24 protein-coding genes and 2 tRNA genes are annotated in these 19959 nt (G+C 34.5%); 16 read left to right on the top strand and 10 right to left on the bottom strand.

The genetic code is table 11. The features are described from left to right. Positions 1 to 33: 33 nt before the first annotated feature. The 5 genes from KF816_08780 to glmS form a co-directional block, all read right to left on the bottom strand. Positions 34 to 106: transfer RNA gene (locus tag KF816_08780), tRNA-Phe, on the bottom strand. Between the two features lie 63 nt (positions 107 to 169). Beyond that, positions 170 to 1105: an ornithine carbamoyltransferase gene (gene argF / locus KF816_08775; protein ID MBX3008105.1), complete on the bottom strand. Its 936-nt coding sequence runs from the start codon at positions 1103 to 1105 to the stop codon at positions 170 to 172. Positions 1106 to 1157: 52 nt separating this feature from the next. After that, on the bottom strand, positions 1158 to 1580 hold the full coding sequence (locus tag KF816_08770) for a hypothetical protein (GenBank protein ID MBX3008104.1): 423 nt from the start codon (positions 1578 to 1580) through the stop codon (positions 1158 to 1160). Continuing rightward, complete coding sequence (locus KF816_08765) at positions 1567 to 3390, bottom strand: carbamoyltransferase (protein ID MBX3008103.1); 1824 nt, start codon at positions 3388 to 3390, stop codon at positions 1567 to 1569. The genes KF816_08770 and KF816_08765 overlap by 14 nt, the downstream gene beginning before the upstream one ends. A 36-nt stretch (positions 3391 to 3426) precedes the next feature. Then, entirely contained in the window at positions 3427 to 5259 is a 1833-nt protein-coding gene (gene glmS / locus KF816_08760) for a glutamine--fructose-6-phosphate transaminase (isomerizing) (protein ID MBX3008102.1), read from the bottom strand. 229 nt (positions 5260 to 5488) lie between these two features. Between glmS and KF816_08755 the strand changes: the two genes are divergently transcribed. Further along, positions 5489 to 5562: transfer RNA gene (locus tag KF816_08755), tRNA-Arg, on the top strand. A gap of 282 nt (positions 5563 to 5844) precedes the next feature. Here the strand turns inward: KF816_08755 and KF816_08750 are convergent. From KF816_08750 to KF816_08740, 3 genes are all read right to left on the bottom strand, one after another. Next, positions 5845 to 6249, bottom strand: a complete 405-nt coding sequence (locus tag KF816_08750) for a hypothetical protein (protein ID MBX3008101.1) — start codon at positions 6247 to 6249, stop codon at positions 5845 to 5847. A gap of 12 nt (positions 6250 to 6261) precedes the next feature. Further along, positions 6262 to 6450 carry a hypothetical protein gene (locus KF816_08745; protein ID MBX3008100.1) on the bottom strand — a complete coding sequence of 63 codons (189 nt, stop codon included), beginning with the start codon at positions 6448 to 6450 and terminating at the stop codon, positions 6262 to 6264. A gap of 753 nt (positions 6451 to 7203) precedes the next feature. Beyond that, on the bottom strand, positions 7204 to 7887 hold the full coding sequence (locus tag KF816_08740) for a hypothetical protein (protein ID MBX3008099.1): 684 nt from the start codon (positions 7885 to 7887) through the stop codon (positions 7204 to 7206). A 110-nt stretch (positions 7888 to 7997) separates the two neighbouring features. Between KF816_08740 and KF816_08735 the strand changes: the two genes are divergently transcribed. Then, a complete protein-coding gene (locus KF816_08735) occupies positions 7998 to 8189 on the top strand; it encodes a hypothetical protein (protein ID MBX3008098.1) in 192 nt (63 codons plus the stop codon). 98 nt (positions 8190 to 8287) lie between these two features. On the opposite strand, the gene KF816_08730 is transcribed toward KF816_08735, so the two are convergent. Beyond that, a complete protein-coding gene (locus tag KF816_08730) occupies positions 8288 to 8680 on the bottom strand; it encodes a thermonuclease family protein (protein MBX3008097.1) in 393 nt (130 codons plus the stop codon). 152 nt (positions 8681 to 8832) lie between these two features. On the opposite strand from KF816_08730, the gene KF816_08725 reads away from it, so the two are divergent. The 5 genes from KF816_08725 (at position 8833) to KF816_08705 (ending at position 10792) form a co-directional block, all read left to right on the top strand. Beyond that, positions 8833 to 8997, top strand: coding sequence for a hypothetical protein (locus KF816_08725; GenBank protein ID MBX3008096.1), 165 nt, complete (start codon positions 8833 to 8835; stop codon positions 8995 to 8997). Between the two features lie 385 nt (positions 8998 to 9382). After that, complete coding sequence (locus KF816_08720) at positions 9383 to 9865, top strand: hypothetical protein (protein ID MBX3008095.1); 483 nt, start codon at positions 9383 to 9385, stop codon at positions 9863 to 9865. Beyond that, positions 9855 to 10121: a hypothetical protein gene (locus tag KF816_08715; GenBank protein ID MBX3008094.1), complete on the top strand. Its 267-nt coding sequence runs from the start codon at positions 9855 to 9857 to the stop codon at positions 10119 to 10121. The genes KF816_08720 and KF816_08715 overlap by 11 nt, the downstream gene beginning before the upstream one ends. Before the next feature lie 19 nt (positions 10122 to 10140). Further along, the gene (locus tag KF816_08710) at positions 10141 to 10401 is read left to right on the top strand and encodes a hypothetical protein (protein ID MBX3008093.1); all 261 of its coding nucleotides are present in this window, start codon (positions 10141 to 10143) and stop codon (positions 10399 to 10401) included. A gap of 1 nt (position 10402) precedes the next feature. Continuing rightward, positions 10403 to 10792, top strand: a complete 390-nt coding sequence (locus KF816_08705; protein ID MBX3008092.1) for a hypothetical protein — start codon at positions 10403 to 10405, stop codon at positions 10790 to 10792. Positions 10793 to 10942: 150 nt separating this feature from the next. Here KF816_08705 and KF816_08700 read toward each other — a convergent pair whose 3' ends face one another. Continuing rightward, entirely contained in the window at positions 10943 to 11674 is a 732-nt protein-coding gene (locus KF816_08700; protein ID MBX3008091.1) for a DUF3800 domain-containing protein, read from the bottom strand. A 439-nt stretch (positions 11675 to 12113) separates the two neighbouring features. Here KF816_08700 and KF816_08695 point away from each other — a divergent pair, with 439 nt between their 5' ends. The 9 genes from KF816_08695 (at position 12114) to KF816_08655 (ending at position 19889) form a co-directional block, all read left to right on the top strand. After that, on the top strand, positions 12114 to 13001 hold the full coding sequence (locus tag KF816_08695) for a hypothetical protein (GenBank protein MBX3008090.1): 888 nt from the start codon (positions 12114 to 12116) through the stop codon (positions 12999 to 13001). Positions 13002 to 13148: 147 nt separating this feature from the next. Then, positions 13149 to 13607, top strand: coding sequence for a helix-turn-helix domain-containing protein (locus tag KF816_08690; protein ID MBX3008089.1), 459 nt, complete (start codon positions 13149 to 13151; stop codon positions 13605 to 13607). A gap of 236 nt (positions 13608 to 13843) precedes the next feature. Next, a complete protein-coding gene (locus KF816_08685; GenBank protein ID MBX3008088.1) occupies positions 13844 to 15019 on the top strand; it encodes a tyrosine-type recombinase/integrase in 1176 nt (391 codons plus the stop codon). After that, entirely contained in the window at positions 15016 to 17385 is a 2370-nt protein-coding gene (locus KF816_08680) for a PriCT-2 domain-containing protein (protein MBX3008087.1), read from the top strand. Before KF816_08685 ends, KF816_08680 begins: the two co-directional genes overlap by 4 nt. Next, a complete protein-coding gene (locus tag KF816_08675) occupies positions 17366 to 17632 on the top strand; it encodes a hypothetical protein (GenBank protein MBX3008086.1) in 267 nt (88 codons plus the stop codon). The genes KF816_08680 and KF816_08675 overlap by 20 nt, the downstream gene beginning before the upstream one ends. Before the next feature lie 220 nt (positions 17633 to 17852). Next, the gene (locus tag KF816_08670; GenBank protein MBX3008085.1) at positions 17853 to 18062 is read left to right on the top strand and encodes a hypothetical protein; all 210 of its coding nucleotides are present in this window, start codon (positions 17853 to 17855) and stop codon (positions 18060 to 18062) included. A gap of 413 nt (positions 18063 to 18475) precedes the next feature. Continuing rightward, a complete protein-coding gene (locus KF816_08665) occupies positions 18476 to 19195 on the top strand; it encodes an outer membrane beta-barrel protein (protein MBX3008084.1) in 720 nt (239 codons plus the stop codon). Further along, a complete protein-coding gene (locus KF816_08660) occupies positions 19192 to 19449 on the top strand; it encodes a hypothetical protein (GenBank protein ID MBX3008083.1) in 258 nt (85 codons plus the stop codon). The genes KF816_08665 and KF816_08660 overlap by 4 nt, the downstream gene beginning before the upstream one ends. 98 nt (positions 19450 to 19547) lie before the next feature. Continuing rightward, positions 19548 to 19889 carry a hypothetical protein gene (locus KF816_08655; protein ID MBX3008082.1) on the top strand — a complete coding sequence of 114 codons (342 nt, stop codon included), beginning with the start codon at positions 19548 to 19550 and terminating at the stop codon, positions 19887 to 19889. The last annotated feature ends 70 nt before the right edge of the window (positions 19890 to 19959 follow it).

The following is a 19959-nucleotide window of genomic DNA, read 5'->3' as shown; positions in this document are numbered from 1 at the left end:
AAATAAAAAACCCGGCTCGGTAACCGGGTTTTGTGGGCAGAGAGGGAATTGAACCCCCGACACATGGATTTTCAGTCCATTGCTCTACCGACTGAGCTATCTGCCCTCAAAAATTAATGGGCACAAATGTATAGAAAATGAACTTAAAAAAAAAGTATTCTTAAAAAAATTATGGAATTAGTAACGCCATAATTGCTTTTTGAACATGTAATCTATTTTCTGCCTCATCAAATATCACTGAATTTGGAGAATCACAAATTTCATCAGTTACTTCTTCACCCCTATGCGCTGGGAGACAATGCATAAATAGATAATCATCTTTGGCAAGTTTTACCATTTCGCCATTAACCTGGAATCCGGCAAATTTTAGTTTTCTCTCGGCGGCTTCCTTTTCTTGTCCCATGCTAGCCCAAACATCAGTATAAATAATATCGGCATCTTTAACAGCATCCACGGGTTTATCGAAAATTTCAATTTTGCTTCCCATATATTTTGCATTTTCCATCGACTCATTAACAACAAAGTCGAGCGGTTTATAACCTTTGGGAGCCGCAATAGCTATATCCATCCCTACTTTGGAACAGCCGTGCAATAAACTATGAGCCATATTATTACCGTCACCAACATAAGCCAATTTAAGTCCCTTTAAAGTTCTCTTTTTTTCTAGAACTGTAAATAAATCAGTGAGAACTTGACATGGATGGTGCAAATCGGTTAATCCATTTATAATTGGTATTGTACCAAATCTAGCGAGATCAATTACATCTTGGTGATCGAAAGTTCGAATCATGATTGCGTCAAGATAACGGGATAAAACTTTAGCAGTATCAGAAACGCTTTCACTCTTTTTGAGCTGAAGATCATTTTGATTAAAGTACAAACCGGTTCCGCCTAATTCAAAAATGCCGACTTCAAAGGAGACTCTAGTTCTTGTAGAAGGTTTCGAGAAGATCATTCCAAGCTTTTTACCTTCTAAAATATGATGCTTCTTGCCAATTAACCTGTCTTGTTTTAATGAAGCGCTCAAATCAAATATCTGGTAAATTTCCTCAACTGATAAGTGTTGAATTTCAATTAAACTTTTTCTTTTCATATTAACTGCCATAATTCACCTTCTGTTAATTTTTTTAATGAGTGAAAGAAATATAGTAAATCGTTTAATACATTTTTTCGTAATCTGCAGTTACTTCCTTCTTTGGTATCCAGTAAGAACTATTTTTTTTACTGAAATTGATATCTAAAAATTCTTTTCCAAATAATTTGGCTAGTAATCCTAACGGGGTTAAAATAAAGACAAACAATATTGTTAAGATAATTCTTGATACGATCCATCCCAATGCGAACGCCAAGCCCATCCAGATTTTATATAAATTTTTTAAGTTATTGGGGATGAAAATGCCATTCAGCAATAACATTCCACCTAATGAAAGAAGCATAATTTTCCAAGAAGCGGAATTCCAAAAGAATAGAACTGTTATTAATACTACAATAATTCCGATAACAATCCCAAATTTCCGAAGTGATTTTTTCGAAATATCCAGTTCCTTCAGTTCATGCGCAACGTCTCTAATCCAGCTCATACTTTTCTTTCCAGTTAATGTCATCGTTAAATTTCGGTTGTTCTTCTTTTTTGAGAATAAAATTTCCTAAAACTAATATATCCATCTCTGTTCGCATAAAACATTTATAGGCATCTAGTGGAGATTCAACAATCGGTTCGCCGCGAACGTTGAATGAAGTATTTACTATTACAGGACAACCGGTTTTTTCATTAAACCGCTCTATCAATCTATGGTAAATTCTATTATCCTCTTTATGAACCGTCTGTACCCTTGCTGAATAATCTACATGAGTTACTGCGGGTATTTCTGAACGAACTATATTGAGTTTATCAATCCCCCAAAGATTCTCTTCATCCAAACTCATTCTTTTCTGTTTCTCTTTTTTTACATCGGCAACCAATAGCATGTATGGACTTTCGCACTCAAGCTCAAACCATTCAGTGACCTTTTCTGCTAATACAGAGGGAGCAAAGGGACGAAAACTTTCACGTTGTTTAATTTTTAAGTTCATTTTTTTCTGCATATCTGAAGAACGCGCATCACCAATTATTGATCGTGCACCCAATGCCCGGGGTCCAAATTCCATTCTGTCTTGAAACCAACCAATAACTTTTCCCTCCATCAAAATATCAGTTGTAATTTCAATCATTTCTTCTTCTGAATGCTCTAAGTATGGTAATTTATAACTTTTTAGAAAATTTCTAATTTCATGCGCTGAATATTCTGTACCAAGATATGAACCTTTTTGGGTATCTCTCCCATTCTTTGGAGCCATTGGTTTATTAAAATATTGGTGATAGATGGCAAGTGCCGAACCTAATGCTCCTCCAGCATCCCCCGCCGCTGGTTGAATCCAGATATTAGCAAAAATATTTTCCTTGAGTATTTTTCCATTACCTACACAATTTAGAGCAACACCACCTGCAAGACATAAATTTTTCTCATTTGTAACCGATTTTACGTGCTTTGCCATTCTAATCATTATTTCTTCAGTTACATCCTGAACCGACCTTGCTAAATCCATTTCCCGTTGAGTAAGATTTGTTTCCGGTTTTCTTGGCAGACCATCAAAGAGAGATGAAAATTTGTCATTAGTCATTGTTAAACCGGCATTATAATTAAAATACTCCATATTCATTTTGAAAGAGCCGTCATCTTTCAAATCGATTAATTCATCTAATATTTTTCGAACATATTTTGGTTCACCATATGGTGCCAGGCCCATTACTTTATACTCACCTGAATTTACCTTGAAGCCAGTGAAATAAGTGAATGCCGAGTAAAGTAATCCAATTGAATGAGGGTAATGTAGCTCCGATAATATTTTAATTTTATTGTTTAGACCAATTCCGTAGGATGATGTAGCCAACTCCCCAACTCCATCTAATGTTAGAAATGCCGATTGAGTAAATGGTGAGGGAAAAAATGCAGATGCGGCATGTGATTCATGATGTTCAGGAAAAAGAATTTTACCCTTATATTTTAATTGTTTGGAAATTAAATCTTGCATCCATAGTTTATCTTTGAGCCAGAGAGGCATTGCCATTAAAAATGATTTTAATCCTCTTCCAGGATAACTTAAGTATGTTTCAAGTAATCTATTAAATTTTATTATTGGTTTATCGTAAAACGCAATAGCAGAAAGTTGTTCACTCTTAATTCCAGCAAAAGATAAACAAAAATTGATAGCATGTTGAGGGAACGCATGGTCATGTTTAATTCGAGTGAATCTTTCTTCTTGTGCAGCTGCGATAATCTCCCCATTTTTCAATAAACAAGCCGCAGAATCATGATAATAGGCTGAAATTCCAAGTATATAGTTCGGCATCAACTTTTTATTCTGATTAAAATTTTTTTAACAAAATTATTCAACAGTAACGCTCTTCGCTAAATTTCTAGGCTGGTCAACATTTAATCCTTTTTTAACTGCAATATGATAAGCAAGAAGCTGTAATGGAATTACAGTTAAAATAGGTGTAAGCATGTTGTGTGTTTTAGGAATTTTAATAACATGATCAACCATCTCCTCAATCATATCGTCATCTTCACTAATAATTGCAACTATTCTTCCCTTTCTTGCTTTTACCTCTTGAATATTACTAACCACTTTTTCATAAACAGAATCTTTGATTGCGATAAATACAACCGGCATATCATCATCAATTAATGCGATAGGTCCATGTTTCATTTCTGCGGCAGGATAACCTTCCGCATGAATGTATGAAATTTCTTTTAATTTTAGTGCGCCTTCTAATGCGACTGGGAAATTATAACCTCGGCCGAGATATAGAAAATTTCTCGAATTTTTGTAAACCTCAGCAATCTTCTCAATTTCGGAATTAAGTTTTAGTATTTCACCTACTTTGGCGGTAATATTTTGAAGTTCTGATATTATCTCGCGACCTTCCGGTTGACTTAAATTTTTTCTTCTGGATATCAATAATGTAATTAATGCCAGCACTATTAACTGGGATGTAAATGCTTTTGTGGATGCAACACCTATTTCAGGTCCAGCATGGATATAAACTCCGGCATGACTTTCCCTTGCTATAGAACTTCCAACCACATTACAAACTCCTAAACACAACGCACCCTTTTTTTTAGCTTCCTTTAACGCGGCGAGAGTATCGGCAGTTTCACCACTCTGAGATATGAATATGACAGTATCATCTTTATTAATTATTGGGTGACGATACCGGAATTCGGAGGCGTACTCAACTTCTACTGGAATTCCAGCATACTGCTCGAGCATATATTCTCCAACCAATGCCGCATGCCATGAAGTACCGCAAGCTGAAATTAATATCCTTTTCGATTCAGATATTCTTTCTTCAAATCCAACCAAACCGCCTAATTTGGATACACCTTCTTTAAATACTAATCTTCCTCTTAATGAGTTAAAAATAGAATCGGGTTGATCCATGATTTCTTTCAACATGAAATGAGGATAACCACCTTTTGTTATTTCATCCACTCCAATATCAACTTGAAGAATTTCCTTTACAATTTCCTCATCCTCAATCGTTTTGGTATGAAATGAATCTTTATAAACTTCAGCAATTTCGCCATCTTCAAAATAAACTACTCTATTGGTATATGAGATTAAAGCATTTACGTCGGAAGCGACAAAATTTTCGCCATCTCCAATGCCAAGTACAAGTGGTGAACCTTTTCGAGCAACAATAATTTTTTCCGGTTCATTTTTATAGATTACAGCGATTCCATAAGTACCATCAACCTCATTTAAAGCATATCTCACCGCTTGAAATAAATTATTTTTTTTCTTCAGATAATAATCTATTAAGTGTGCCAGAACTTCTGTATCCGTTTCACTTTTAAACTCATACCCCTCCTTTTGCAAACCGCTTTTTAAGGAAAGATAATTTTCTATGATTCCATTATGGATTAAAAAAAGGGTCCCTTCATTATTAGAGTGAGGATGAGCATTAACATCATTTGGCTCTCCATGTGTTGCCCACCTGGTATGGCCAATCCCAATAGATGAATTAATTTTTAGAGGTGAAATCAATTTCTCAAGATCGCTTACTTTTCCCTTAGTTTTTACTACCCGGCATTCAGTATGATTAATAAATCCGATACCGGCCGAATCATATCCTCGATATTCAAGACGCTTCAATCCCTCAATTATAATAGGAATACTATTTTTATCACCTATATATCCAACTATTCCACACATTCTATCTCCAAATTTATGGTTGAAATGACTGGAGGGAGTAGCATTCTAATCTAAATAAAAGTTCTGATAACCCTCATTAAAAGCTTAAAGTCTAAAACCGTATCTCGAATTTACATAGTAATTACACTTGTAAAGTTTATAATTTTATTCTGATAATGCAACCCTCTAATTTCACCGGAAAATTGAATTATTTGACAGATAAACTTATATTTGCTCTCCAAAAAAATAAGCACCCGTAGCTCAATTGGATAGAGCATCTGACTACGGATCAGAAGGTTTGGGGTTCGAATCCCTACGGGTGTACTTAGAAAAGCTCGATTACTTATTGTATTCGGGCTTTTTTTTATTTAATACACCCGTAGGAATCCTTATGATCTTTCAAAAAAATGTATGGAGTTGTATGGACTTTTGTATGGACTCCACAACACAACACGGCATTATTTTATGAACAAGAAAAAAGAAAGCTCTGGAATTCCATACCTAAAACTTTTTTGATGTTCAAGAACAATTATAAACTGTTTATGGTTTTGAGCTTTTTGCGTTTTTAATATAGTGAATTAGTTAAAAAAGGTAAACAATCGGAATCTATGCAGCTTCCGATTTTGCGATTACTTCCGTTTGTGAAATATCAAAAACAGTTGCAGTAAAAAAGTGAACATCTTCCTCATCAGAAATCATTTGTAAATTTTCTTCTTGTTTGGCTTTAGATGGAACAAAGATTAAAAAGCCGTGTTCACCTTTGCGAACAATTCTTCCGGCTTTCTTCCATTGTTGAAACCCGCCAACAATTGAAAAGTTTATTTCTGATTGAGCAACCAAAAAGCATTGATTGTGAGGTGTTAATAAGTGCCCTTCAACTGTAACGATGCCAAATTTATCTGCTACAGCTTGACGTTGTTCTTCTGTCATTTCAGAAAGAGTTTTACGAATACGAATTATTTTTTCTTTTTTCTCTTGTCTGAATTGTTGTTTTTGTTCTAGTGATAACATGGCAAAACTCCTTTAAGATTTTTTAAGTGATTTGATAAAAGCATTTAAGAAAGTGTAAGCGGTTGCAAGTGAAGTGAAGCTGTAAGAATGAAGTGCACCTTTGCCGGTAAATACATTTACACAGAATTTATCTTTTGATTGAATTAACCGAATAAGAAAACCTTTGTGCCGTTTAGAGTAGTGAACTATTACAGATGCCATAACCCGACCTTTTACGCCGTTAAAAAACATATTTTGCCCGCTTAGGCGATCTTTTGCGAAATAATGGCTTGTTACCATGTTGGTGTAAGAAAAGATGATAATTCAAGGCAAGGGCGAAATACCGCAACTGAGAATTATCAACATAAACAAGCGGTATGAGTTTCATATACCCTTGCCCCGATTGACTTCCAAGATTCGAATAACACTAAGCTTGTTTGCCGGCGGGCAAAATAATGCTTGTAATAGCTGAACGAAGTGAAGCAAACAATTCAGAAGAGAAGTTTGAAAAGGTTGGAGCGAATGAGAGAATGGAATGAGCGACAACTTTTTGCATTTGATCTACGAGCGAATCATTTTGAAGAAAGAAAGGATTTTCTTTTTACAAAGTGTGAGCAAGATAAACGTTCCCGATGAAAAATTCTTTTCTCTTTAAGCAATTTATGAGTTTGGAAATTGGCGCATCTTTTTGAAACAAAAAGTGTGAGCAAGAGACAAACGAATAATTTGCGTTCATGCTTTATGAGGGAAATATTTTTGAATGTCTTTGATGAAAAAGTATTGACCGAAATGAAAGTAGATCTCCGCTTTGTGAGGCGAATGAATGAGCCCGTCGGAAGATGCCGGGCAAGCCGGATCAGAGCGGTCTTTTTTTAGCGAACAATTTTAAGTGAATCGAAGTGAACGCAAATTTGTGAGCTATCGGTATGTAAAAAGAGAAGGGTTACCAGGAATGGTAACCCTTTCTCGAAATGATTAACTGAGTTTGGTGAAAGTTGAGGAATTCTGAACAACTTTACCCTCAGCGGTTTTTGTTACGACACACACATACAGAATACTGTGCTGATACTTTGCAGCAGTATTTTTTTGAGTTGCGTTCAGATCGATTTCTAAATCGTATGTCTGAGCGAAGTTATGTGCAGCAACTTCTTTTGAAAGAGAAATGATCTTGAACGGCTCATCTTCTGCATTCGCAGGATCATAGTAACAGACAATGGCGTTTGCAGAAAGATTAACCTCATCCGCTTCAAATACCGATGCAGTATTTAGGATCGGGATGGTTGCAGTAATCTTATCCGCTGCAACTGCAGCAACTGCAATCTGCAAAGGAAATCCTTCTGGAGCGATAATGTTTTGCTCGGTTGGTTTTTCAATTGAAGAATAAGCGAAGTTGCTTTGAAACACTTCATTGAAAACTGAGCTAGCGACATTTCTTACTTTCTTCCAGATTGAAACGAGAGAAGTGAGCGTAAGAATAGCACTCGCAAATTTTGCAGTGACTGAGAATTTCTGACGAACAGTAAGAACCGCAGGTTCTTGACTAGCATTGAAACTGGATGGACGAGCTGCTAATACAGTGCGGCCATCAACTGTTCTCGCGGAAAGGTTGCCAAGCTTTCCGGATAAGTTTCCGATGACATTTCCATTTACGATTGCCATGGTAAGCCTCCTAAAATTATGATGAATTACAGAGGCAATTTTATGGACTTAGGTTGTGGTGTTCACTGTAATAATGGGAAAGTAAAAGAAAATGAGTTTATGGGTGTCCTATGGCTTGGATATGGCTTGTTACAGGCTTGTTAGGGGCTGGTTTGATGAGGGAAAAGAAACCGGCTTATTTCTTCTTTTCCGGAATAGAATTGTATTCACAGAATCGTAACACAAATTATATTTCTCTGAGAGAAGAAAGATTGATTCAATCTGATTGTGAGTCTTTCTCAGTTCAAGGTAATCTGATTTGATTTGTAAATTCCGAAGGACCAACTCATTGATCAATCCATAGGATTGAAATTCTCTAATAAAAGGATTCGATAAAATCTTGGCAATATTGAATTGAGAATTATTCATTACTCCAAATGCCAAGTTTCTTTTTTCTTGCTGTGTTTCTGAGATTATAGAATAAACTGTAATAACGTTTTTCTTTTGTGTAATATCTTATTCGAGCGAATCCATTTTTCAAAAGTTCTGCTTGCACGAATACAGAATCCTTTCCTTTAGAATCTGACAACCAAATGTAAGCTAGTAACCTTCCGAAAATATCTAATGCTCTTCCATCGAACGTAAGTTTAACAGTTTTGTGCACGACTAATGATTTAGTTTTTTCTGATGCTTCTTTTGCAAATGCTTCTGAAGGTTTATTCTGTTTAGCAATTTCAGGGCAATCAATACCAATCATTCTTACACGTTGGGAATCAGAAAGAACGAAAGTATCACCATCAATTACACGAGACACAAATACTTTCTTTGAGAAGTTGTAAGGATAAGAGAAGTTCGGATTTTGACCGAGCAATTGCGTTGGGAGTAAGATCAAGAATATGAGCATGAGCAAGATATTTTTAAAACACATATCAGTATTTCCTTTTTGAGAAAATTTAATTCAAGATTATGAAGTGTGCAACGCTCGATGTTTATGATTTGTTTTCTTTTGTTATCGATAGAACAATAAAATTACATGAAATGAAATTAAACGCAGATTACACGGACCCGCCTACCGGACGGGCAGGTTCAACAGATAAGCACAGATTGATTTCAAAAATTGTTGCGAAGTGAAGTGTGTGTGGCAAAGCCACGACACGGAACGAGCAGCATATATCATGTAAGCGAATGAAGGTGTGTGGGAATCCACGACCGGAATGAGCGATGATGAGGCGATTAGTATTTTTTAGTGCCGAGTTTATATAAGACAACATTATGTTGATTCGATTGTAATTGAGAAAACGCCTTTGTTGGGACTACCCAAATACAAAAACATAATGTTACTTATGTAATACTGGCTGTCCCATGCCCCGACCCGTCAGGGCCGGGCAAGTTGAGCTGAGACCTCCCACAAAAGGTTTGTTGATCCATGAAATCTTCTATCTGATGTAAAGTGAATTACAGTGAAGTTAGAATTGCGAATTGAGAGTTTGGAATTGAGAATTGAAGGAATGAAGAAATGAAATTGTCTGATAACACTTCGACTAAGCTCAGTGCAAGTTTTTATTTTAATGAATTTACAATTTCGCAAGAAGCGGAAAGGCATGGTTATAAGAATGAACCGAATGAAAAACAGATTGAGAACTTGAGATTGCTTTGTGTGAATGTTTTACAACCTCTGAGAGAAATTATCAATGTGCCAATTTTTATTAATTCTGGTTTTCGTTCATTTGATGTAAATGCTGCCGTTGGCGGGAGATTTAATTCTCAACATCTCGAAGGAAAAGCTGCCGACTTCGTTGTCCATTCAATGAATTTAATTGATGTGTTCAACACAATCATACAAGAATTATCATTTGATCAATTGATTTATGAATTCGGAAAATGGATTCATGTTTCTTGGAATGGTGAAAAGAATAGAAATGAAGTTTTATTGTCAAAGAAGTTAAATAGAAAAACTATCTATGAAAAAGTTACTGGAGAATTGAAATATGTTTCATGAAAATAAATCAATGTTCTATTCATCCATTCTTTTCTTGGCGCAAGAAAAGAATCAAAAGAACATGCACTTAAAAAGAATTGCTAAATCTTCACTCCGTTTCGGGAAGAAAAATAACTTCTCTCCCGATAATAGATTTAGAATAGTTGTTATCGGGATCGTCGGACAGATTTTTCTTCTAATCCTCCACTACGTTCAGATTTTGCACGCAATTCTTTTAATGTGCGAAAGACGAAAACATTTAACGCCAAGTATTTGAGGATGAACAGAGACAAAACATGAATGAAAAGATTTACATATGGATAATTGGAGGACTTTTAAGCTTGGTGAATTTTCTTTTCTGGTCCAGGATTAAGAGAATTGAAAAAGATGTTGATGAGACGAAAAAGAAATCGTCTTCGATTGAGAAAAATTATTTGTCCCGGTTTGAAGTTCTGCATAATAAGTTGAGTGAAGTTGAGAAGAATATTATTCGAGAGATTTACAATATTAAGCTTTCGGCTGTCAGTCATCAGCATTTAGATAAAGAAGGAGATTAAAATGGGAGTATTAGATTTTTTAAGCGGTATAGTAAAACCGATTACCGATTTGATTGATAATCTTTCTACTTCTGATGAAGAGAGAGGAAAACTTCAAAACGAGATGACAAAAATTGAGAATGAGTTCCTCGCTAAAGCTCTTGAGTATGAGAGTAAATTACTAGATTCTCAGGGAAGAATTGTTGAGGCGGAAGCGAAAGGACAAAGCTGGCTGCAGAGAAATTGGAGACCAATTACAATGCTTACTTTTCTTATCCTAGTTGTGTGTGATTCTTTTGGTTGGCTTGCATTTCGGCTGAGTAATGAAGCATGGACTTTATTACAAATTGGTTTGGGTGGATATGTAGTTGGAAGAACCGGTGAGAAAATTGTTGAGAAGATTAGAAAGTAATTTAAGAATTTGATTATTTTCTAAATAATTATTGATTATGATTTTGCTTGACAATCTGTAAAGCAAGATATAAATTTAGTTCGGTTTTATAAGGGACTGGGAATGCCCGGTCGGTTAGAGGCACTGATGAATTTCGGTGCCTTTTGCTTTTTATGGGAATACCTTGAAACATTCCAATCCATTAATCTTACCTAATATTTTCGATTTGATAACTTCGAATGGTTTATTTTCTTTTTCCGGATTAAGAATGTGACGACCAATGGGATAACCGCAAAGATCAGCAATCTGCGTTCCAACGATATTGTTAGACTTGGGTAAAAAAGTCAGAATAAATTCAATCTTTCTAAATTCCTCTTTACTAATTCTTTCAGTTCCTTCTCGTATCATTTCATAAAGACTTAATCGCAACGCATCATCTTCGTTCTTGCCGCGAGATTCAGCAACTAAGCGGACTTTTGTTTGCTTGATTTGATTAAGAAGAGCAATTATTCTTTCTAAATTAAATTTAAGAGCAAGTTCGTAGGGATTGAATGGTTTTGCATATTGCTTGACTAGTTTTTCTTTTTTGATAACCGAAACAATCAATTTGAAATTGAGATTACCAATTAATTCAGAAATTGAATTAAGAAACGGCTCTCTTTTATTTACATTCAACAGGAATTCAAAAGGGGTTTGAGCTTTACGAATATCTCTGGAATGTAAGATAACGCCCTCGTGTCCAAAGTTATTAATTTTTAGCTGATATACTTTAGGAATAATTTCATTGACATAAACTGATTGTCGAACTATAAAAGTCGTTAAAACAAAAATTGGGAAATCTTTATCAATTTTTTCGAGAGAATGATCACCGGTTTCATCGAGATAGACTAAGATTGGATCAATTTTATTTTGTTAAGATTCTTTGTTCTGGTCTTCTGGCATTTATTCTAAATTCCGTTATTGCATAAATGGAAATGGGTTCTTTCTAGTTGGGAAATATTCAAAAGAATTAATCATTATACTATCTTATATCACTTCTTCAAAGTAGTCATAATAATCTATAAAGTAAAAACGAGCAACTATAAAAATACAACTTCGATATAATTATACTTGTTGAATTCGGGTGTGAATTTTCATTGAAGAAATATTGTAGTGAATATTTTGAAAGAAATTATTATATATCGAGTGATTTAGAAACGAGTTACCAGTTATTTAGGGAAGTCAATAGCGAACCTTTCTACGGCTTAAATCCCATGGACATAGTCGGGATTCATATCTTAAGGACTGCCGACGAATAAAATGTGTGCAATAATTAATTATCTCTCAATTTACAGGGGGAAATATGTCTATAGAAAGGTTTTCTTTTGTGGAACTTGAAAAACGATTAGAGGAAATCGAACTTGATATTGATAAAATCGAGTTCATTTCAAAAGAAATTGTAAGATGCAGGAATGCGATACAAGATGTTAAGTGTGAAGCAAAGAATATAGAGCCGACCGAAATAAAGCTTTCCGCAAAAACAGTAAATCAAGAGACTTCCCTAGTTGAACTTGTCAATTTTGATAAGAAAATAAAACAAACAATAACAAAGAAGATTGTAAAGATTTGTAAGAAGAATCTTTGTAAAGAGTATTATGAATTTATAGAACGTGCAGAGAACCATTTGGTTTTTTACAAAACAAAATTAGAAATGAGAGCGACTTGGAATGAATGTTTTAATAATGAGAAAGAAACAGTTAAGACTAACGATTCCACAATCAGGATAGTTTGGAAATTGGGTGACGCTAAACTTTTAGCTTTGTTTGATCGCCTTCAGAATAACGTGTGTGTTCCGAAGTTTATAAAAGAAGAAATACTAGCTCATTTTACTGATGAGAAACATATTCCCTTTTGTAATGTGAGAATACATTTTAGAAAAATTATTTGGCTTAAGAGCGACAGCAGCTTTTCTATATTTGTTGATGAACTGGCACAGAGAAAAGCAATTGATGAAGAGAATAAATACAAGGTGTTTGAAAAACATTTTTGTAATAAAAACGGCAAGCCGTTCAAATATTTAGCACAAAAAAAGAATAATACAATTAGCTACACCGAAACAGTTAAATGGATTAGAAAGATTCTCGATTCAGTTGAAATAGTATTCATGTTTTTTGTTTCGCAAAGCAATTTTTGGCTTAATGACACTTTGGTCGAATATTTAAAAAGTATATCAGACTATATCATGACTTGATAGCCTTCGATATACTTTTGGGGGTAGTGGTGAAAAAGTATATCATACTTTATCGATTTGCGATATACTTCGATATACTGTGATAAATACTTTTTCTTGTTTTTCTATTTCATATTTCTCATGTAATTAAACAACATGAGGTGTGAGATGAAAAAACAGAAAGACACTTCGACGGTTCGACTTCGCTCACCGCAGGCTTCACTGAGTGAGACAATCCTACAGAAACTTTCCACACTAGAAGAATTAATAAAGAAAAAAAATGATAAACCACTGACTTTCAAAGAAGCATGTTCTTATTTAGGTTATGCACCAAGTTATCTTTACAAATTAACCTATCGAAAAGTAATTCCACATTACAAACCAACCGGCAAGATGATTTTCTTTTCAAAGAATGAAATTGACGAGTGGATTTTTAGAAGCAGTGATGAGTGTAAAGTTATGAGTGATGAATTAAAAGAAGAAAAGAATATTGAAAAGGATCTGAATCAGATTGAGATGGGTTTTGATGAAAAAAGGAATGAAAAAAATAATGAAACAGAAATACTGATTGAGTTTCCACTGAAAAGCAGAAAAAAAACAATAAAACGCAGATTGAGAAATGAATAAGATATTAAAAAATATATGCTATTGTTCTTTTCTCTTGATAGAAAAGAACCAAAAGATCAAGTCTGCAAATCCTTGGCTAAATATTTCATTCGCACAACGGAGAAAATTAAACTCTCCCGCTTATTATTTGAAAATATTGAAAGCGGGATCAAACAGAAATTTTCTCTTTTCGTTGTGCTCGTTCATATTCTTAACGCCAAGTATTTGAGGCCGGGAATAATTACAAGAGGTTGGAAATGAAAGAAATGCTTAAAGGAATTTCATCAAGTGATTTGGAGAAGTTACGAATGCTGCTTTCGATTATTCCGGGGAATGAACAAAAGAACAATGTTACGCTTCGTGTTTTTACAAATGAATACAGCAATATGATAAAACAAAATAGATCGAATGCATATTACGTTTCTGTTTGCAGTTCTTTCAAACATTTAACTGAATTCTTTGGACATGGAAAATCTATTCAATCAATAGCATTGAAAGATATGGAACAGTTTGTGCTTTATCTTCAACGAAAAGTTAAGAAAGGATTTCGAGTTTATTATCGAACAATTAAAGCTGCCTTCAATAAGGCAAAAGATTGGGGTTATGTAAAAGAAAACTATTTCCAAAAAGTAAAGCTGCCGAAAAAACAGCAAGTGAACCCGGTATTCATTAATGGTGATGAGCTACAAGCAATATGCAATAAAGTATATAACAAAACTTTAAGAAATATAATTGTGTTTGCGTTTTATACTGGAATGCGTTTGGACGAAATTGTGAATTTGAGATTGAAGAATGTTGATCTACAGAATAAAGTAATTACGGTTGGTGATGATTGTTTTACAACAAAAGGAAGAAATCAAAGGTTCATACCGATTAGTGAGGAAGCAGAAAAAGCAATTGAGACACTTCGACTTCGCTCAGTGCAAGATTTAGAATCAAGAATACGCCAGAAGGGCGGCGGACAAGTTCAGAATGAAAAGAAAAAGATCATTACGATTAAGTCTCTCAACCATAATAGAAATTTTGTTTTCTGTAAGAGTAACGGAGAAAAATTTACTGGGGATTACATTTCTAAAAGATTTAAGATAGCGTGTAAAGCTGCTGGTGTAGATCAATCAATTCATTTTCATTCTCTGAGACATTCATTTGCTTCTAATCTTGTTCAGAAAGGTGTTCCACTTTATACAATAAAAGAACTGCTCGGGCATTCTTCGATTTCGACAACGGAAATTTATTCGCATTTGAATATGGATTCATTGAGAGAGGCGATTAAAAGGCTAGACACTTCGGCTTCCTCTTCGACTTGCTCAGAGCTGCGGCTCAGTGCAAGTGCAAGCAGTGAGATGTTAGATATAAGCCAAAAGCAAAAAACAAGTCTTGAAGAGAATCCACGATTACAAATATTTAGTATTAATTCCGGAGAAAAGAGATGATACAATTTCTGGAAATGGCAAAGATTTATAAGAACGTTTTCGGATTTAATGTTCTACCTATCCAGGGGAAACGGCCAACTATTCCTTGGGAGAATTGGCAATTGATTGAACAGACTGAACAGGATGTAATTGAATTTGGTTGGAATGCAGGTGTAACCGGTATAGGCGGAATTTGTGGAGTAAATGATTTACGGAATATCGATTTCGATAGGGTCATAGACCCTTTTGAAGGAGGAGCTGGCTATAATATTGTTCAAATGATATGTAAAAGGTTGGGACTTGGTGAAAAATATAAGTGGACAGTTAAAAGCGGAAGCTGTGTTGGTTATCATATTTGGATTAAGGTTAGTGAAAGTGAGCAATTGCATAAAAGATTGAACGGTCCCAAAAGTGTTTACCGGTTGTATTTGAAAGATGCCCGTCTCAACGAGGACGAGCCGGGTAAAAAGGGATTATGTGATCATATTGAATTGAGATGGAGTCAATCTCAAACAGTTCTCCCGTATTCAAAACATGAAAGCGGAAATAGATATTTGTTTTTATATGATGAACCAAAAGAACCACCAACAGAAATTGACGCGGATGTTTTGCTTGAATGCTTAGAAGAGTTTTGTGATTTACAAAAAGAAAAAGATGTTCTTGATGTTGGTAAGCGAACTTTTGAGCTGGCTGGATTTGATAGAGAGAAGTTGGAAAGCGCAATTGAGTATTTAGAAAACAATCTGCCAACCAATTGTTATGATGATTGGTATAGAATCGGATTTGGTTTAGTAACAATTGGTGAGGAAGGAAGAAAATATTTTCTGAAGATGAGTTTAGGAAATCAACATTATCATGATTCTGAGTTTGCGATAAATAAAAAGTTTGACGAACTGATGAAGAAATCTGATGGAAGAATAACACTCGGAACTCTTTATCATATAGCAGAAAAATATGGCTGGCAAAAACCGTTTGTAAAGTTCTGGTATATTGAGAATGATAAGACTCATATTTCAAAACAGAATTTTAAGAGATTTCTTGAAGAGAATGGATTTTGCAAACTGCAATTAGAACGCGGTTATATTCTGCTGAAGGTTAGCAAGAATATTGTCCGTGAGGTGGAAATTTTCAATATCAAGGATTTTGTAATCGATTATCTGAAGCGATTGGATGTTGAGCATTTCAAAGAGACACCACGTATAAAAGTTATTGATGCTGTTATCAAAGGCGCACCGCAACATTTTGTCCAGACATTTCTTGAATTCTTGGAAACAAGAGAATTGGAATTCTTGCGTGACACAAAAGAGAAAGGATTTCTCTTTTTCTCGAATTGTTTTGTTGAGATTGCGGCAAATAAGATTAATGTAAAAAGATATGAAGAACTGGACGGTTTCATCTGGGATAAACAGGTAATAAACAAAAGATTGAATCTTGACAGGAGAGAATCTGAGTTTGAATTCTTTATTAAGAACATTTGCAAAAATAATGAGCAAAGAATTTCATCATTAAGAAGTGCGATCGGATATTTACTGCATAATTATAAAGATTCAACGAATGCTAAAGCTGTGATTTTTCTTGATGAGAAATTAAGTGACGGCGCTTATGGAAGAAGCGGAAAGGGTTTGGTGGCACAGGCCATTGGAAAGCTTAGGAAAACTATTCGTTTGGATGGTAGGAATTTTAATTTCTCAAAGAGCTTCAGTTTTCAATCTGTTACGCTAGATACTGCAATCATAGAATTTAATGATGTAACAAAGAAATTCAATTTTGATAAACTGTTTTCCATTATAACTGATGACATAACTGTCGAAAAGAAAAATCAAAATGAAATAATTATCCCGTTTCATCAGTCACCTAAAATTATTATTTCAACAAACTACACAATTGAAGGATCCGACGATTCAACGATGGACCGTCAATTTGTTATTGAGTTTTCTGATCACTACAATAAAATACATAGACCGATTGATGAGTTCGGACACAGATTTTATGATGAATGGAGTAATGAGGAATGGAATTGCTTTCTTAATTACATGATCGGCTGCCTCCAACTTTATTTGTGTAAAGGATTGATCCAGTGTTCACATATAAACTTGGAAAAGAAAAAACTGATTGATTCGACTTGCGAAGAGTTTGCCGAATACTTTGAATCATTGGGGTTAAATGTTGAGCATAATAAAAAAGATTTGCTGGAAGACTTTAAGAAAAATTATGATGAATTCTCCGAACTGAAGCTTACCAAATTTACCCGGTGGATGAAAGAAGCGGCCAGGATAAAAGGTATGGGCGTGAATGAAAGAAAATCCGGAGTTGATCGGATGATAAAGTTCCTAGATGGCAAGAAAACAGTTTCAGTGGAGACTGAAAATGAAATGGAGCTTTTTTGAAAATAACAAATTCATCTTTCTTTTCTTGGCGCAAGAAAAGAAACAAAAGAACATGCACTTAAAAAGAATTACGGAAATTTCGTTCCGTTACGTTATGAAAAATAAACTCATCCCGATTTCATCGGGACTCAAACAGAATTTTTCATTTGACACTTCACTCCACTCAATTTCTACTCGTAATTCTTTTAAGGTGCAAAAACAACTTGTAAAAAGTGGAAAAAATATGTTGGACGTTTGGACACTTTGATTTCTATATCGGGCAAGAATTCCTATTTCAAAACGTCCAAGTGTCCAAAGTTGTGAATTAAGCATGTTTTCTGAGTTTTATTGGACAGATTGATGGACGTATTGGATAAAAACTGTGATGGAAAATGATTTTTGGACGTTTTACTGTTTGAAAGTGTCCATTTGGACAGTTTGAAATTTTCGAAAGGGACAGATTTTAATAAAATTATTGGAGACAGAAAATGAAACTTACTCCTCTGAAAGCGATTAAGAAACATTGTTTGGAATGTTCCGGGTATGAAAAGAAACAGGTTCGGGAATGTGTGATTAAAGATTGCGTGCTATTCTCTTATCGGCTTGGTTCCAATCCAAACCGTAAAGGATGCACTATTAAGAAAAATGCCGTTTCAACAACGGGTTTTGAAAAAGCCAACAGTTATGTTGCGGCATAAGTTGTTTGTGTTGAACTTGGATATTGAACGGCAAGAATTTTTAAGGAACAGGGAAATAGAGCATCATCGAAGAAAGGTCGTGAGTCTGCTTGTGATAAATAATTCATGATTTATTGTTACACTGATTTGTAATCATCACAACACGTGCTCAATAGAGTCCTCATTTAAAGGGATGTAGCTGTTCCAAATACCTATTTATAGCGATTGATATCATTGATGCTCAAGAATAATTTTACACAAGAATTTTCAAGAAGCTATGCATGTGGTTTTATATAAAAATCTTTATGTATTAAAAAGCGACTTGAAAGAATATAAATTCATTTTATAAACGAAGTGAATAATGAATCAAATCAACTATACTTTTTTGTTCTCAATTCTATTATTGATTTTCAGCTTCATGAACATCAACGCGGATGATAAAAAAGTTTGCAAGATCCTATACATCATATACGCTTCCGGCAAATGCACTTGAATTAGAAATCTGGCAAACCGGAAGAATGGATAAAGGAATTGGATATTATTACAGATGGCAGCCGCGCTTTGAAATTGAATACGGGGTTACAGATCGTTTTACGACGGCAATGTATTTCAATTTTAATGAAGTGAAGAGCAATGAGAATTCAATACCATCCAAATCATTTAGTTTATCGACCACTTCGTTCGAATTTCGGTATCGTTTGACAAATCCAAACGAATACATTATTGATCCGGCACTTTATTTTGAATTAAGCTATGGCGGCGATAAGATAGAGTATGAACCCAAAATATTACTGACAAAACAATTTGACAAATTTATTTCCGTAATGAATTTAGTTTCAGAAATTGAAAAGAACTTCCCGGAAAAAGAAACAGAATCTGCATTTGAACTTACGCTTGGACTTGCTTATGAGTTAAACAAGAATTTATCTGTTGGACTTGAATTTAGAAATGACAGAAACTATAAAGAGATTTATGAGAAGGAAGAAAACCAGGCAAGTTTTATCGGCCCAACAATAAGCTACCATTCAGATAAACTTTATTTTGTTGTGAATATTTTAGCACAGATTAGCGGCGGACCAATAACAAAAAACAATTTGGATTTGATAGGACATGAGAAGTATGAAGTTAGAACAATATTAGGCATAGGTTTATGAAGATTATCTTTAGTTTAGTTTTTCTATTTATTGCCGGATGCGCCGCCACTATTATTTACAGGAGTAAAGGAGAAGAGCTTTATTATAATAAATGCGGCGGATGCCACAGAATACACTCAAAAACAGAATTTACCAGTGAAAAATGGAAAAGTGAAGTTGAAGAAATGAGTAAGAAGGCAAGACTAAATGAGGATGAAAAAAGGATGATAATTGAATATTTGACTAATGATAGTTTGCACGTAGCAAAACCTTGATGAGAGTCATCAATCAAAAAAGTAATAAAAGAGATAGTTTGAAACTATTATCTTAATTTGGTTGTTTTAAGAGGTAGAAAGCAATAAATTTGTGACAGATGAAAAATATTTTTAGAAATAGCGTAAAAAGAACAATTGCCCTACTGTTTCTGGGAGTTTTTGTTTTCTCTTTTTTACACTCCGAATTAGGACTTCTTGATTTTGACGGAGATAATCATGGTGCTCATGATTACTGTCAAATTGTTAAAAATACGAATGCTCATTCAAAGATTTTAAGGGAAAACCTACCTAAACTTGAACTTAACAAATATATTTGCATTCATTGTTTTGAAGAAATTGAAGCGCAAGAAACACAAACTTCTTTTGAAAGAACGGATCATCATTTAAAAGCAAAACAATCTGCTGATTTATATCTATTTAATAGCACATTTCTGATTTAACTACTCTCTTTTCATTTCGTTCCGCCAAAGGCGGACAAGTATTCCCTTTACGGGATAAGTGTCATTAATA

This window comes from Melioribacteraceae bacterium (assembly GCA_019638015.1).
Classification (GTDB): domain Bacteria; phylum Bacteroidota; class Ignavibacteria; order Ignavibacteriales; family Melioribacteraceae; genus JAHBUP01.
Note: the sequence above shows the minus strand (reverse complement) of the source record. Positions and strands in the feature narration are given on the sequence as shown.